General features: G+C 72.3%; 14 protein-coding genes. 7 read left to right on the plus strand and 7 right to left on the minus strand.

Annotated features, from left to right (window positions below; translation table 11 throughout):
* Nucleotides 1–214: 214 nt before the first annotated feature.
* Nucleotides 215–1,984, minus strand: coding sequence for a glycoside hydrolase family 6 protein (locus ACZ4MU_RS21720; protein WP_467879008.1), 1,770 nt, complete (start codon nt 1,982–1,984; stop codon nt 215–217).
* Nucleotides 1,985–2,041: 57 nt separating this feature from the next.
* Complete coding sequence (locus ACZ4MU_RS21725; RefSeq protein ID WP_467879011.1) at nt 2,042–3,526, minus strand: cellulose binding domain-containing protein; 1,485 nt, start codon at nt 3,524–3,526, stop codon at nt 2,042–2,044.
* A gap of 426 nt (nt 3,527–3,952) precedes the next feature.
* Between ACZ4MU_RS21725 and ACZ4MU_RS21730 the strand changes: the two genes are divergently transcribed.
* The 4 genes from ACZ4MU_RS21730 (at nt 3,953) to ACZ4MU_RS21745 (ending at nt 6,911) form a co-directional block, all read left to right on the plus strand.
* The gene (locus tag ACZ4MU_RS21730) at nt 3,953–4,954 is read left to right on the plus strand and encodes an SMP-30/gluconolactonase/LRE family protein (protein ID WP_467879013.1); all 1,002 of its coding nucleotides are present in this window, start codon (nt 3,953–3,955) and stop codon (nt 4,952–4,954) included.
* Nucleotides 4,955–5,115: 161 nt separating this feature from the next.
* Nucleotides 5,116–5,343: a DUF5133 domain-containing protein gene (locus tag ACZ4MU_RS21735; RefSeq protein WP_467879016.1), complete on the plus strand. Its 228-nt coding sequence runs from the start codon at nt 5,116–5,118 to the stop codon at nt 5,341–5,343.
* Nucleotides 5,344–5,374: 31 nt separating this feature from the next.
* Nucleotides 5,375–6,238, plus strand: a complete 864-nt coding sequence (locus ACZ4MU_RS21740; protein WP_467879019.1) for an ANTAR domain-containing protein — start codon at nt 5,375–5,377, stop codon at nt 6,236–6,238.
* 244 nt (nt 6,239–6,482) lie between these two features.
* Entirely contained in the window at nt 6,483–6,911 is a 429-nt protein-coding gene (locus tag ACZ4MU_RS21745) for a response regulator (RefSeq protein WP_467879022.1), read from the plus strand.
* A gap of 37 nt (nt 6,912–6,948) precedes the next feature.
* On the opposite strand, the gene ACZ4MU_RS21750 is transcribed toward ACZ4MU_RS21745, so the two are convergent.
* Both ACZ4MU_RS21750 and ACZ4MU_RS21755 read right to left on the minus strand, forming a co-directional pair.
* Nucleotides 6,949–7,605 (minus strand): maleylpyruvate isomerase N-terminal domain-containing protein, encoded by a 657-nt coding sequence (locus ACZ4MU_RS21750; RefSeq protein WP_467879024.1) that lies wholly within the window; start codon nt 7,603–7,605, stop codon nt 6,949–6,951.
* A gap of 140 nt (nt 7,606–7,745) precedes the next feature.
* Nucleotides 7,746–8,108, minus strand: a complete 363-nt coding sequence (locus ACZ4MU_RS21755; protein ID WP_467879026.1) for a MarR family transcriptional regulator — start codon at nt 8,106–8,108, stop codon at nt 7,746–7,748.
* A gap of 138 nt (nt 8,109–8,246) precedes the next feature.
* On the opposite strand from ACZ4MU_RS21755, the gene ACZ4MU_RS21760 reads away from it, so the two are divergent.
* Nucleotides 8,247–8,624: an ANTAR domain-containing protein gene (locus tag ACZ4MU_RS21760; protein WP_467879336.1), complete on the plus strand. Its 378-nt coding sequence runs from the start codon at nt 8,247–8,249 to the stop codon at nt 8,622–8,624.
* 162 nt (nt 8,625–8,786) lie between these two features.
* Here ACZ4MU_RS21760 and ACZ4MU_RS21765 read toward each other — a convergent pair whose 3' ends face one another.
* Nucleotides 8,787–9,281, minus strand: a complete 495-nt coding sequence (locus ACZ4MU_RS21765; RefSeq protein WP_467879028.1) for a hypothetical protein — start codon at nt 9,279–9,281, stop codon at nt 8,787–8,789.
* 329 nt (nt 9,282–9,610) lie between these two features.
* Here ACZ4MU_RS21765 and ACZ4MU_RS21770 point away from each other — a divergent pair, with 329 nt between their 5' ends.
* Nucleotides 9,611–10,606 carry an SMP-30/gluconolactonase/LRE family protein gene (locus ACZ4MU_RS21770; RefSeq protein ID WP_467879031.1) on the plus strand — a complete coding sequence of 332 codons (996 nt, stop codon included), beginning with the start codon at nt 9,611–9,613 and terminating at the stop codon, nt 10,604–10,606.
* A gap of 75 nt (nt 10,607–10,681) precedes the next feature.
* On the opposite strand, the gene ACZ4MU_RS21775 is transcribed toward ACZ4MU_RS21770, so the two are convergent.
* Complete coding sequence (locus ACZ4MU_RS21775; protein WP_467879033.1) at nt 10,682–11,569, minus strand: LysR family transcriptional regulator; 888 nt, start codon at nt 11,567–11,569, stop codon at nt 10,682–10,684.
* A 146-nt stretch (nt 11,570–11,715) separates the two neighbouring features.
* Between ACZ4MU_RS21775 and ACZ4MU_RS21780 the strand changes: the two genes are divergently transcribed.
* Nucleotides 11,716–12,816 carry a YncE family protein gene (locus ACZ4MU_RS21780; RefSeq protein WP_467879036.1) on the plus strand — a complete coding sequence of 367 codons (1,101 nt, stop codon included), beginning with the start codon at nt 11,716–11,718 and terminating at the stop codon, nt 12,814–12,816.
* Here the strand turns inward: ACZ4MU_RS21780 and ACZ4MU_RS21785 are convergent.
* Complete coding sequence (locus ACZ4MU_RS21785) at nt 12,811–13,302, minus strand: Gmad2 immunoglobulin-like domain-containing protein (RefSeq protein WP_467879038.1); 492 nt, start codon at nt 13,300–13,302, stop codon at nt 12,811–12,813. The two genes, ACZ4MU_RS21780 and ACZ4MU_RS21785, sit on opposite strands and share 6 nt — an antisense overlap.
* Nucleotides 13,303–13,349 lie beyond the last annotated feature (47 nt).

Here is a 13,349-nt window from a genome sequence, read left to right on the forward strand (position 1 = left end):
GGGCGTGAGGCTCCAGTGTGGTGCGCCGGTGGCGGCGAGCGTAAGTCGGCCGCCGCTTTCCGGCCATGTGCGGGCGGGCGTGGCCGGATCGGCGGGGCGATGACGGGAACACTCCGGGAGGGCCCGCAGGGAGGGCGACACGGTGGTGGGCGGCGAGGACCCGGTCCTCGCCGCCCACCGTTGTTCCGCCGGGGCTGCCGCCTCCTCGCCGGGGCTACAGCGCCGGGTAGGCGTTCTTCATGAGCTCCTGGAACTGGGCGGAGAACCAGCGCCCGGAGAGCGGGGCGTTGGGCAGCGCGCCCGAGAGGCTGTTGCCGTTGCGGGGGTTACCCGTGTACGTCGGGTCGCACATCCGGTCGAAGCCCTTGCCCTCGTCGTTGGGGATGGCGCTGCTGTTGCCGTCGGACTCACCCGGCGGCTTCATCCACACGTATGCGTCGATCCCGGCGGCCGGGGCGGCCTGCGGACGCTTGCCGAGACCGGCGCCCGCCTGGTTGCACCAGTTGCCGATGTGGATGCGCCGGTCGTAGCGACCGCCCTCCACATAGGTGTCGACACTGGTCTTCGCGCCGGGTCCGGCGGGCCTGGCGGTGCCGCCCCAGCCGTTGCGCGAGGTGTCGATCAGCATGCCGATCCCGGGGTCGAACCCGACCGAGACCAGCTTGGCGCGGAACGCCTGGGCGAAGGACAGCTCGTCGACGTACCGGTTCCAGTCCACCCACTTGGACTGGCGCACGGACACCCCGTTGACGGAGTCGTCGATGGTGAAGTTGTTCTCCTTCAGGGCGCTGTAGTTGGCCGTGTTGGTGATGAAGCCGTGCACGTCGGCGGGCGTGGCGCCCTCGGCCGTCGCGGCCTTCTTCAACATGTCGGCCGAAGGCCCGAAGTTGTCGTCCCAGCCCAGCCAGCCGTGGTGCCCGGCGTCCACGTAGTTGTACACGTTCGGCACGGCACCGAGCTTGTGCAGCGCGTAGCCGACGCCCCTGACGTAGTTGCCGTTGGCCAGCATGGTGTCGCACTGCGGGGTGGCCGTGGCGCGGCCGCCGGTGTTGGTGACGAGGTTGGGCAGCGAGTCGATCTCGACCGCGGTGACGATCCGCAGCCCGGCGTACTTGCTGTCCGCGAGGATCGCGGCGATCGGGTCGATGAACTGCGTCTTGTACTTGTCGATCTCGGTGGGCCCGAGCTCACCGTTGGAGGAGAGCGCGGAGCAGTCGCGGCCCGGCAGGTCGTAGACGACCAGCTGGACCACCATCTCGCCGCTGCCCTTCTGCTTCAGGGCCGCGTCCAGGTGGGCGCGCAGCCCCATCTTGCCGTCGGCGCCGTTGATGGCGGCGATGCGGTCGAGCCAGATCCCGGTGGGCTGGTTGGAGACTCGGGAGCCACCGGGCTCGGCGGCGGCGTTCGCGGACCACTCCGGGTTCACGTACACCTTGGCACCGGCGTAGGGGTTGTCCACGCGGCTGCCGGCCGGGGGAGTGGTGGGCGGGGTGGTCGGTGGGGTGGTCGGCGGGTCGGTGGGGGTGTCGCCGCCGTTGCAGGCCACACCGTTGAGGGTGAACGAGGTGGGGATGGCGTTGGTGCCGCTGTAGGTGGCGTTGAAGCCGAAGGAGGTCGAGCCGCCGGTCGCCAGCGTGCCGTTGTAGCTCTCGTTGGCGGCGGTGACCGCCGCGCCGGACTGGGTCACCCTGGCGTTCCAGCCCTGGGTGACCTGCTGGTTCCCGGCGTAGCTCCACTTCACGTTCCAGCTGTTCACGGCGGGGCCGTTGTTGGTGAGCGTGACGGACGCGGTGAAGCCGGTGGACCACTGGTTCTGGACCTGGTAGGCGACGGTGCAGCCGGTCGCCGCCGAGGCGGTGCCCGCGGCGCCGACGAGACCGGCGGTGCCGGTCGCGGCCGCGACGAGCACACCGGCGCCGAGCAGGGCCGTTCGCCTTCGGGAGGATCGGTCGGATCGGGGGGACTGGGTGGGTATGCGGCTCATGGTGGGGCGGTGTCCTTTCGGTGGGTGAAGCGCGGGGACGCCGAAGAGGCGCGTCTTTCAGCCGACGGCGCGCAGATGGTCGCGCAGACCGCTGCCGTACGCGGTGGGGGTGCCGTCGTAGTTGCTGATCAGGGAGGGGCCCGAGGAGCAGTCCCAGGTGTTCCAGGTCCAGCCGAGGTAGGAGATCCCCCGGTCGTCGAACCACTTCATGGCGCGGTCCACGAAGGAGTGCGCGCAGGTGTTCTCGCCCAGCTCGCCCGCGACGAGCGGGACCCTGGCGGCGACCGGCGCCAGGGTGGCGTCCCAGCACGACTCGCTCGCACAGCTGTTGAAGTTGTAGCCGTGGTAGGCGGCGGCGAGGTTGCCGGCCGGGTCGGCCGGGGCGTGGGAGAGCCACTGGGTGAGGTCGTTGGCGTAGGCGATGCCACCGGCCAGGACGAGGTTGCGGGCGCCCGCTCCACGTACCGCGTCCAGCAGGTCCTGCATCCCCGCCACCTCGTAGCCGATGCCGGGACAGCTTCCGCCGTCGCGCCAGCAGCTCCACGCCTGGTCGGTGGTGGAGGTGGCGCGGTCCGGGTACGGCTCGTTGAACAGGTCGAAGACGACGGCCGGGTCGCTCGTGAAGGTGGTGGCGACCGAAGACCAGAACGCGGGCGCGTACCGGGCGTCGGGCATCGGCTTCTGGCAGCTGGCGTGGAGGTCGGAGCAGCCGGCCGAGTTGCCGGTGTACTGCCCGTACGACCAGTGGAGTTCGACGATCGGTGTCATGCCGTGGGCCTCGACGCGGCGGACGAGGTCCTGGACCGCGCTGATGTAACGGGCGCCCGCGTATTCCGGCTTGATGTTGGACAGTCCCAGCCAGCACTCCTCGTTGAGGGGAATGCGCACGGTGTTGGCGTGCCAGGCGGCTATGGCGGCCACCGAGGCGTCGTCCACCGGGCCGTCGAAGATGCCGCGACCCTGGACGCACATGAACTCGCCGCCGGAGCGGTTGACTCCGAGGAGTCGGCGCGTGGCGCCGCCCGCGTCGGCCAGCTTGTTCCCCAAGGCGTGGAGCACGGGCGCGCCGGTGCCGGGGGTCGGGGAAGGGGAAGTGGGGGTGGGGGTCGGGGAAGGATCGCCCGCGCCCGTGGTGGCGCACGGCTCGCCGTTGAGGGTGAACGCGCGGGGCGGGGTGTTGGCGCCGGTCAGGGAGGCGAGGAAGCCGAGGGTGACGCTCGCGCCGTGGGCGAGCGAACCGTTCCAGCTCTCGTTCGCCGCGGTGACCGAACCGCCGGACTGGGACCACTTGGCGTTCCAGCCCTGGGTCACCTTCTGGTTGCCGGTGAACGCGAAGCCCAGGTTCCAGCCGGACAGCGCGGAGGCGTTGTTGGTGAGCGTGACGGAACCCTGGAAGCCGCCGGCCCACTCATTGGTGACGCTGTACGCCACCGAGCAGGACGGCTCCGCTCCGGATGCCGTGACGTGCGGGACGACGACGGCACTCGCGAGCACGAGCGCCGCCGCGGCGAGGGGTAGGGCCAAGCGCGGGGGGTGTCGCATGAGCGGATCCTTCACGGCCGGGACGCCGGCTGGTGCCCGGCGTCCGACGGATGGAAGCGCTCCCACTGGTGGGGCATCACGGTAGGGGCTCGGGTGGCGCATGGCAAGGGAGGAGGATCCGATACCTCGCGGCCGGTTCTCCGGGAGCCGGGCCGCGCGGGGATGGCTCCTTCGGAGGGGGCGACGGGTCCCAACTGCCCTAGAACAGCGAACGAGTTGGCCGCCGATGGCGTCTGATGACTTCGACTCCTCAAGCATCTTGACCCCGGGCCCGTCCAACTCCATGCTGGGAGCGCTCCCACTGGTTAAGACTTGTGTACAGCCCCCTGTACGGCTCGGTCCGCGCTCCCTACCGCGGGGTAGCGTGGAAAGATCCTTCGGTCGATACTTCGCCGGTCGGTCCGACGTGACACCGGAGAGGTGCCGATGCCCAGCAGGTCGAAGCGGAACACGTTGTTCCGAGCCGCGTTACGTGCCACCGCCCGCCGGTCCCTCGTACCGGCGGTTGTACTGGCCGCTGTCGCGGGGGTGTTGGCCCCCGCTCCCGCGGCCGCGGCGCCCGCCTGTGACGCGGGGCGCCCGGCGCCGCCCGTCGAGGTGGCGCGGCTGCCGGACTGGGCCGAGTCGATCGCCGTCGACCGACGCGGCCGGATGTTCGCCACGGCGTACTTCACCGGCCGTGTCTACCGCATCGACGCCCCGGGCAGCACGCCCGTGCCGCTCACCGGCTCCATCGGGGCCAACGGCGGACTCGTCGTCCGCGAGGACGGGCGGCTCCTCGTCGGCACCGGCAACGACGCCGTGCACTCGCTCACCGCGGACGTGCTGCCCCGGTCGCGGCTCCTGCTGGTCGACCCAGAATCCGGGCAGGTCGGCACGTACGCCTCCGGCCTCGGCGGTATCGACGGCGTCGCCCTGGCGCCCGACGGCACGGTGTACACCACGTCCCTGGGCGGCCGCGGCATCGGCCGCGTCACGCCGGACGGGAAGGTCGATCCGGCCTGGGCCCGGGTGGGGCAGCCCAATGGGATCGCCGTCTCGCCCGACGGGGAAGAGGTCTACGTCGTCCAGACCACCGTCGCCGCCGGGCTCTATCGCATCCCGGTCGCCGACCCGGCCCACCCACGGCGCTGGATCTCCACGGCCCCGTCCGACGCCCTCGCCCTCCCGGACGGGCTCACCCTCGACGGCCGGGGGCGCCCGCTGATCGCCACCCACGCGGCGGGCCAGATCTGGCGGGTCGAAGGGGACGCCCTGTGCGCGGTGGCGTCGGGTATGCACCTCTCCACCCAGATCGCCTACGGGCACGGCGAGCGCGGGTTCGCGACGGGCAGGCTCTACCGGGCGGGCGTCGACGGCCGGATCTACGAGATTCCCGCGGGCGCCGAGCCGCCCGCGACGGCGGCCGGGGCCGGCGCGGAGCGGTAGCCCGTCCCCGTTCCCGTCCCCGGGCGAGGTGTCGTCGGTTCCGCCGGGAGGCGTTGTCTCCCGGCCCCGGCCGATCGAACGAAGTGTGGTGGAGGTGTGTACGGGTGAGAAGCCGGGGCAGGCGGAAACGTATCGTGACCGTTTCAAGCGGAGGTTTCCTCATGTTGATGGCTCACCCGGCAGTGCTGCGCGACCTTCTCGCCGAGTACGACGCGCTGAGCGCGCTGAACGCGGCCGAGGGCACCCAGGCGACCCGCCGGCGGCTGGAGGACGTCTCCTACACCCTGTGCGTGTCCACGGGTACCCGGGACGTCGACGCGGCCGTGATCGCCGCACGCCACCGGCTGCCCGGTGCGCGGACCTTCGACGACTCGGTGCTGAGCGCTTGACCGCAGTCCGGAAGAGAATGACGTGGAGGGGATGAGCGAAGAGGGCGTGCCCGGCGGGTGGGCGGCGGAGGGCACGGCCGAGGAAGCGGCGCGGCTGCGCAAGGAGATCCGTGACCTGCGGGCCCAGGTCCGCGGCCGACCGCTGATCTCACACGCCCAGGGCATCCTCCAGGAGCGCTACCGGCTCCCGGACGCCGACAGCGCCTTCAGCCTGCTGCGCCGCTCCTCGCAGCGGTACAACGTGAAGCTGCGCGCCCTGGCCGGCGCGGTGGTGCGTACACCGAGACCCGACGGCCCCGCCGAGCTGTGGTTCCCGGGACGGGTGCGCGGGAAGCCGCCCCGGCTGGACACGGTCGGCCTCGACGACCCCGGGCACGTCAACCGGGGCGCGGTGCTCGGCGCGCTCCTGTCGCAGACCCTGGCCATCACGGGGACGGACATGGGCAACGTCCAGATCAGCGATCCGGTCGCCCGTGGTCTGCGGATGGAGCACCACACCGGTCACAGTGAGCAGTTCGTCGACTTCTTCGCCTTCGTGGGCGAGAGCGGCACGTCATGTGCGAAGGCGGCCAAGGACGTGGCGCTGACCACGGTGCACGACGTCGCCACCGACACGGTGTTCACCGAGGAGGCGCGGCACACCATCCTCGCGGCGGGCAGCCGCGCCTGCCACAGCGTTCCGCTGGTCAACGCGTCGGGTGCGTGCCTGGGAATGGTCTCGGCCCACCTCGAACACCCCACCAGGACCCTGCACCCGGTCCAGGCGCAGGCACTCACCGCCACCGGCCGGCAGGTCGGGCGCTGGCTCGCGTGGCACGAACACACCGTCGTTCTGGACGCCTTGGAGTACCTCCATGCCCTGGGCCGCTCGGGGGGCGCGGAAACGGACGGGTGAGGGGCCCTGTGCCACGGGGATGATCAATGGGCCGGGGACGGTCTCGGCTCCCGCGCGCGCGAAGTGTAGAGCGAGTTCGGGCCGGCCGTTGAGCGGATCGCCGAGAAACCCCAACCGTCCGGTGTGGCGGCGGTGAGGTCGATATGCTCACGTTTCGGAGTGGTCAGGAAGCGGCTGCCCCGCTCATCGCCGTACAGCCGATCAGTGGGAGCCATCTGTGCCCGTACGACTTCCCTCGTCCCGTATGCCCGAAAGCACCTCCCCGCCGGGTGAGGGACAGGCTCTTCTGCTGGTCGACGACCACGAGGACAATCTGTTCGCCCTGGAACACGCCCTGATGCCGCTGGGCCGACCCGTCCTGCGGGCCACCAGCGGCGAACAGGCCCTCAAGACGGTGCTGCGGGAGCCCGTCGCCGCGGTGGTGATGGACGTGGCGATGCCGCACATCGACGGGCTGCAGACGCTCTCCTACCTCCACCGTCTGGACCAGACCCGCGCTCTGCCCGTGCTGCTGGTCACCGGCACCAGCCGCGACAACCGGCTCGCCCGGCTCGCGTTCGACCTCGGCGCCGCGGGGATCCTGCTCAAGCCCCTCGACCCATGGGCCCTGTGCTGCCACGTCCGGACCCTCGCCGACCTCTACACAAGTGCCTGCTCACCGGCCGTACCGTAAGAGCCTGTCTAGGGAGAGGGGCTTCAGGGGCGCGCCGTCAGCCCAGGACGAACGGCAGCCGTCCGGCCAGCGCACCGAGTGCGGCCCGCTCCGCCTCGCCCGGCGCCCGGCGGCCGGTGCCGACCAGGAGAGCGTCGCGGTCGGTGAACGAGGCGGGGAAGGCGGCCCCGGCGATCGCCTCCAGCGCCGCGCGGGAGTGGGCCAGACCCCCCGCGGGCGGCCCGGCGGCGGCCGGGAGGTGCGCGACGAGGTCGAGGTGGTGCAGCGTGGACTCCATGACGTACGTGGAGAGGTAGTCGTCCACCGTGAGGACCTGCTCGCGGGTGCTCACGCGGCCCTCGGGGTCCGCGAGTGCGGCGGCGCGCCCGGCCGCCGAGCCCACGTCGTCGAGGTGGAACCTGAGCAGCCCCGGGTCCCCGTAGGCGGCGGCCAGCCGCACGGTCAGCGCGTCGAGCGGGTCGTCGCCGGTCGGCGGGTGGTCCCCGACGTGCCAGTACGTCACCGCGTCGGCGGTCGGTTCGGTGTCGGCAGGCGTGGCCAGGGTGATGAGGATGTCCTGCGCGTCGACGATCAGGTGGCAGACGAGGTCCCGTACGAGCCAGCCGGTGCAGCCGGAGGGGCGTTCGAAGTCCTGGTCGGGCAGTTCGGCGACCGCGGTGAGCAGGGCCGCCCATGAGTCCGGGAAGAGATCCACCAGGGCACGATAGTGTGGTGGCCGAAGGGCCAACAAGCCCATTCCGGCGCTGTGGTGACGGGCCTCGGACGTCGGCCACGCCGGGCCGCCCGCCCGGGGGATCCGCGCGGGGGCGGGGGCGGTCCCCGGGGGTCCGTCGGTCAGCCGCTTCTCCCGGTACGCGGGCGCGCGTCGGCGCAGAGCAGTTCGGCGCGGCGCTCCTCGTCCTGGGCGAGCAGCGCGAGCAGCGCGGAGACGGTCAGGCCCGCCTCCGCCTCGGCCGGATGGCGCAGGACCTTGCCCGGCTCGATCCGGTAGGTGTTGCCGCGTCCCTGGCGGGTGTGGGAGAGGAAACCGGCCTGTTCCAGATCGGCGATGATCTTCTGTACGGCGCGTTCGGTGAGTCTGCAGTGCGCGGCGATGTCACGGATCCGCGCGTTCTGGTTCTCGGCGATGACCGCCAGCACGCGCGCGTGGCTGGTGATGAACGTCCATCCTGTGTGCGGCTCCGGTACTTCACCCATGAGCGGATCGTACGCCCTGGGCTTCATGTATAGGAACATACGAATCCTGCTTCATGTATCCCTTGACGTGTGTCCTGTCCGGGCGCGACTCTGGGCCCGGAGGATGGACTCAGGACCCTGGACACATGGGAGATGGCCATGGCGCAGCCGTCACACTCGGCCGGTCCCCGTGGAGGTGCCGAGTCGGATCCAGGGGCGGAACTCGCACAATTGCGGCGAGCGATGGAGAGCCGGGGAACCATCGACCTGGCCCGCGGGGTCCTGATGGCCGCCTTCGCCATCACTGCGGAGAACGCCTGGACCGCGCTGGTCATGACGTCCCAGAACACCAACATCAAGCTGCGGCACGTGGCCCAGCAGGTGGTGGACTCCGCCGGGGGTGTCCCCCTGCCCCGGCAGGTCCAGAAGCGGCTGTCGGCGGCCATCACCGAGCTCGCCGCCGTGGACCGCGCGGCGGGGGCGGAGCGCGACGGCCCGAGGGCGGACACGGGCGGGTGCGACGGCGCTGCCCGGTGACCCGCGGGGGCATGCGAAAGGTGGTCCGGATTCCCGTGCATCGCGAGGCGATCGGGAATTCGAGGTTTTCACCGCCGCCAGTGAGGTAGTTCGGTAGGGCGTTGTCTTCGTACGGAGGACGTAGGCGCCGGACTGGTTGGGACCATCAGCCGCCGGCGCCGCCTAACTCGACAGTTTTTCGCCGCAGCGGGCGCAGTAGCGCGCGTCCGCTTCCGCCGCCATCCGTCCGCAGGCCGGGCAGACGCGGTCCAGCGAGCAGGGCGCCTCACCGCCTTCGTCCGGACGGGCGGTGCGGACGCCGATCTTCAGCCCGGGGCGCCGCCGGTGCACGGAGAGGTACGCGAGCCCGTCCGGCCCCGCGAGCAGGGCGCGCCGGGCCCTGCGGGGCAGCCAGACCACGGTGCCGGGCGCCAGGGTCTGCCGCTCCACCGTGTTGTCGAGGTGTCCGGCGCCCTCGACCACGACCAGCAGCACATCCAGTTCGGATTCCACGTGCTCGGCCACGGACGCCCCCGGCGACAGGCGCACCAGATTGGCGTCGAGCTGTCTGCCCCCCTCCGTCAGCCGCCACAACGCGCCGCCTTGCCCCTCCTCGGCGGCGGCGACGGTCTCGTACAGGGTGACCAGCACCCGGGAGGTCTCGGCTGGGGCGGGCAACGGTGTCTCCTGACGGCGCCGGCGGACGCTGACGGACGGACTGGACGAGGCACCGTACCGGATCCGGGCGGGCGGAGGGTGGAGTCGAGCCCGGCGCGGGCGGAAGGCCGACCCGGACGGCCGATGTTCCGGACCGGGGCGCGCAGCACATCATGGGTGGTCGGGGCGGACCGCCCGGCCTGAAACCGGGCCGGGGGTGTTTTCGGCGGCCGGGGCCGGGAATCCAGGAGAGGCCGTTCCCGTACGGCGGAGGTCGCGCGGGAGAGGACCGGTCCCGGGGCCGGGGAGCGCCACAGAGCCCGGGGGAAGAGACGACGAGAAAGGCCGTCATGCCGAGGACCACCGCAGGGCGTCCGGCCCCGGCCCCCTTGCCGCCGTTGCGTCGCGTGGAGTTGGGCGGCACCGGGCCCGAGGACGTGGTCTTCGACGCCTCCGGACGCCTTGTGGCCGGTGTCGCGGACGGGCGCGTCCTGCGGATCGGTCTTCCCGGGCCGGGCGGACCCGCGCGCTCCGCCGACGTCGTCGAGGTCGCGCGGACCGGCGGGCGTCCCCTGGGCCTCGAGGTCCTGCCCGACGGGCGGCTGCTGGTGTGCGACGCGGAGCGCGGACTGCTCCGCGCCGACCCGGACGGCGGGGCGGGCGTCGAGGTGCTGGCCGACTCGGTGGCGGGGGCGCCGCTGCGGTTCTGCAGCAACGCGGTGGCCGCCGCGGACGGCACGGTCTACTTCACCGTCTCCAGCCGCCGTCACGGCCTCGACGACTGGCTGTCCGACATCGTGGAGCACGAACCCACCGGCCTGCTGGCACGGCTCACGCCCGGGAGCGAGCCCGAAGTGCTGCTCGACGGGCTCCAGTTCGCGAACGGAGTGGCGCTCGCACCCGACGAGTCGTACGTGACGGTGGCCGAGACCGGCGCACGCCGACTGACCAGGCTGTGGCTGACCGGCCCCGCCTCGGGCCGCCACGACACCCTGGCCGGAAACCTGCCGGGCTACCCCGACAACCTGTCCCGCGGCCCGGGCGGCGGCTTCTGGGTCGCGCTCGCCGGGTCGCCCATGCCCCCACTGGACCTGCTGCACCGAGCCGCGCCCCGGGTGCGCCGTGCCGTGGCGGCGGCGGCCCGCCGGCTGCCGCCACCGCCCGCCCTCGGTGGCGCGCGCGTGGTCGAGGTGGACCCGTACGGCGTGGTGGTGCGCGAACTGCGGGGCCGCGGCTACCGGATGGTGACCGGCGTGGCCGAGCACGGGGGCCGACTCGCCCTCGGCAGCATCCATGAGAGCGCCGTGGTCTGGTGCGACCTGCGCACGGCGGAGGGGGAGCGCTGACGCCGACCGGTCACGGAGTGACCTCCGGTCCCGTGCCGAGGAAGTCCATGGCGGCAGCACCCGCGCCGGAGGGCTCTACGGGCCCGCCACCGCGGCTGCCAGGCGGTCGCGGAACCAACGGTGGCCCGGGTCCGCCGAGTTGCGGGGGTGCCAGGCCATCCCCAGCTCCAGGGGCGCCAGGTCGAGAGGCACCGAGAAGGTGCGCAGCCCCAGGGCGGCGATGGTGTCCGTGAGCCAGCCGTCCAGGGTGAGCGCGACGAGGTCGGTGGTCCGGGCCAGCAGCATCGCGCTCGTATGGCTGGGCACCACGACCGCCGTCCGGCGGCGCAGCCCGAGCTCCGCGAGCGCGCCGTCGATGGGCCCGAGGCGTTTGCCGAGCCGGGAGACGCCGATGTGGCCGGCCGCGGCGAAGCGGCGGGCGGTGATGCGCCCGTCGAAGAGTGGATGACCGCTGCGGGCGACGCCCACCAGCGGTGTCCGGGTGAGAGCCCGGGTGCGGATCTCGGGGTCGAGGTGTTCGAGGACGCCGAGCTCCACGTCCACCAGCCCCTGGCGCAGGGCCGGGCCGCCCTCCATGGCCTCCGGCAGGAAGACCACGTCCACCCCGGGCGCCTCCGCGTCGATCCGGTCGGTCAGGGTCCCGGCCAGCCCCGCCATGAGCAGGTCGGTGGCCTGGACGGTGAACGTGCGGTGGAGGTGCGCGGCGTCGAAACCGGCCCCGGGCCGCAGCACGTTCTCGCAGCCGCGCAGCAACGCGCCGACCTCGTCCCGCAGTTCCAGGGCGCGCGGTGTCGGGACCAGGCCCTGCCCGGCCCGGACCAGCAGGGGATCGCCGACGGCGCGCCGCAGCCGGGCCAGCGTACGGCTGACGGCCGCGGGTGACGTCCCGAGCCGCTCGGCGGCGCGGGTCACGCTGTTCTCCTGGAGCAGGACATCCAGTACACGCAGCAGATTGAGATCCAAAGCCGCTCCTGAGCTGCGTCTTTACGCCTGAGGCAATGACGTTGTGCTCATTCTTGCATGGTTCGCGGGGCCGACCCGGGGTGAGGGTGAAGGGGTCCGCGAGACACCTCGCGTGCTGTTCTCTCCACCCTCCAAGGGAGCCTTCCGTGCACCGGTCCCACCAGTCCCCCCGCGCCGGCCGAGACGGCGATCTGCTGGCAGTGGTCAGCCAGAGCGGGCCCACCGTCTCCTTCTTCGACGCCGCCTCCGACCGGCACGTGGCCACGATCGACGTCCTCGCCGAGCCCCACGAGTTGTGTTTCGATCCGACGCAGCGCCTCCTGTGGTGCGCCACGACGTACGACTCGGGCTACTACCACGCCAACGGCGGCCGACGCACCGAGCTGACCGTCATCGACCCCGACACCCGCCGTATCGTCGAGGTGATCGACCTCGCCCCCGAACACGGCCCGCACGGACTGGCGTTGGACACGGCACGCCACCGCCTCTACGTGAGTGTGGAGGGCTCGGCGGACCGGCCCGGCGGAGTCGTGGTGATCGACACGCTGACCCGCCGCCCGCTGGGCAGGATCGACACGGACGCGCCCGGCCCGCACTGGTTCGCCATCGACCCCACGGGCAGGACGGGCTACGCCACCAACAAAGAAGCGCCGTTCGTCTCCGTCGTCGACCTCGAACGGGGCGTCCTCACGGCGAAGGCCGAGGTGCCCGGCAGCGAAGGACTCGCCGTGTCCGGCGACGGCTCCCAGGTATACGTGGCGTCGCCGTACGCCGGTTCCTTCCTCTCGGACGCAGGTGACCGCCCGGCCACGGGAATCTCGGTCATCGACGCCCGGACGTCGTCCGTCGTCGGCACCCTGCCCACGGACGGTGTGGTGCTGCCGGTGCACCTCACCGCGACGGACCGGCTCCTGGTGGGCGAGCTGCGGACGGAACCCGACCCGGCGTCCCGGCTCGGCCGCCAGGCCCCCGGCCGGCTCACGGTGTTCTCCGCCGGTACGCGGGAGCGGCTGGGCGCGGTGGAGGTCGGGCTCTTCCCGCTGACCATCACCTCCTCGCCGGACGGCCGGCTCGCGTACGTGTCCTGCGTGGTTTCCTCAACCGTCCACGTCGTGGACCTCCATACGCTGGAGGAGGTGGGCCGGCTGGACATCGCCAAGACGGGCGAGCCCGGCGCGCACGGGCTGGCGTACGTCCCGCGCGCGGCCGGGGGCCCGGAAGGTGTCCGGATCGGGCCGGGGCTATGACCCGATCGGGATCCGGAGCACCTGTCCCGGCACGATCCTGTCGGGGTCGGTGATCTGGGCCGGGTTGGCCCGGACGATGCGCGGATAGAGCGCGGCGTTGCCGTAGTACGTCTTGGCCAGCGCCGACAGCGTCTCGCCCTTCGCCACGGTGTGCTCGCGGTAGCCGTAGTAACCGGGCACGATGTGCGGCCCGTAGATGACCGGAACGGTGACGGCGTTGAGCTGGCCGCCGTCCCTGGCCCGCGCCTCGAAGACCTGCACGAGCAGCCGGTCGGCCCGGAAGGCGGTGCGGCCCACGTCGACCGTGAAGTGGAACTGCCCGTGCTCGCCGGTGCCGCCGCCCGCCGCGAACGTGCCGGTCACCTGCTGGTGGCCGTCGCTGACGCGGTACTCCAGAGTGGCCTCGAAGCCGGTGGCGACACCGCCGACGTGGATCGGGTCGCCGACCAGGTCGAGGGGGCGCGGTTGGTCCACGCGGTTGGTCATGAAGCCTCCCGGGGGATGAGTTGTGGCACTGGCAGCTTGGGCGGCGG

Source organism: Streptomyces sp. NPDC026377 (assembly GCF_055567715.1).

Coding starts and splice junctions, on each gene's coding strand:
- ACZ4MU_RS21740 (WP_467879019.1), top strand. CDS start 5,375: ATGAGCGAAGAGGGCGTGCCCGGCGGGTGGGCGGCGGAGGGCACGGCC.
- ACZ4MU_RS21760 (WP_467879336.1), top strand. CDS start 8,247: ATGGCGCAGCCGTCACACTCGGCCGGTCCCCGTGGAGGTGCCGAGTCG.
- ACZ4MU_RS21730 (WP_467879013.1), top strand. CDS start 3,953: ATGCCCAGCAGGTCGAAGCGGAACACGTTGTTCCGAGCCGCGTTACGT.
- ACZ4MU_RS21745 (WP_467879022.1), top strand. CDS start 6,483: ATGCCCGAAAGCACCTCCCCGCCGGGTGAGGGACAGGCTCTTCTGCTG.
- ACZ4MU_RS21770 (WP_467879031.1), top strand. CDS start 9,611: ATGCCGAGGACCACCGCAGGGCGTCCGGCCCCGGCCCCCTTGCCGCCG.
- ACZ4MU_RS21725 (WP_467879011.1), bottom strand. CDS start 3,526: ATGCGACACCCCCCGCGCTTGGCCCTACCCCTCGCCGCGGCGGCGCTC.
- ACZ4MU_RS21720 (WP_467879008.1), bottom strand. CDS start 1,984: ATGAGCCGCATACCCACCCAGTCCCCCCGATCCGACCGATCCTCCCGA.
- ACZ4MU_RS21785 (WP_467879038.1), bottom strand. CDS start 13,302: ATGACCAACCGCGTGGACCAACCGCGCCCCCTCGACCTGGTCGGCGAC.
- ACZ4MU_RS21735 (WP_467879016.1), top strand. CDS start 5,116: ATGTTGATGGCTCACCCGGCAGTGCTGCGCGACCTTCTCGCCGAGTAC.
- ACZ4MU_RS21755 (WP_467879026.1), bottom strand. CDS start 8,108: ATGGGTGAAGTACCGGAGCCGCACACAGGATGGACGTTCATCACCAGC.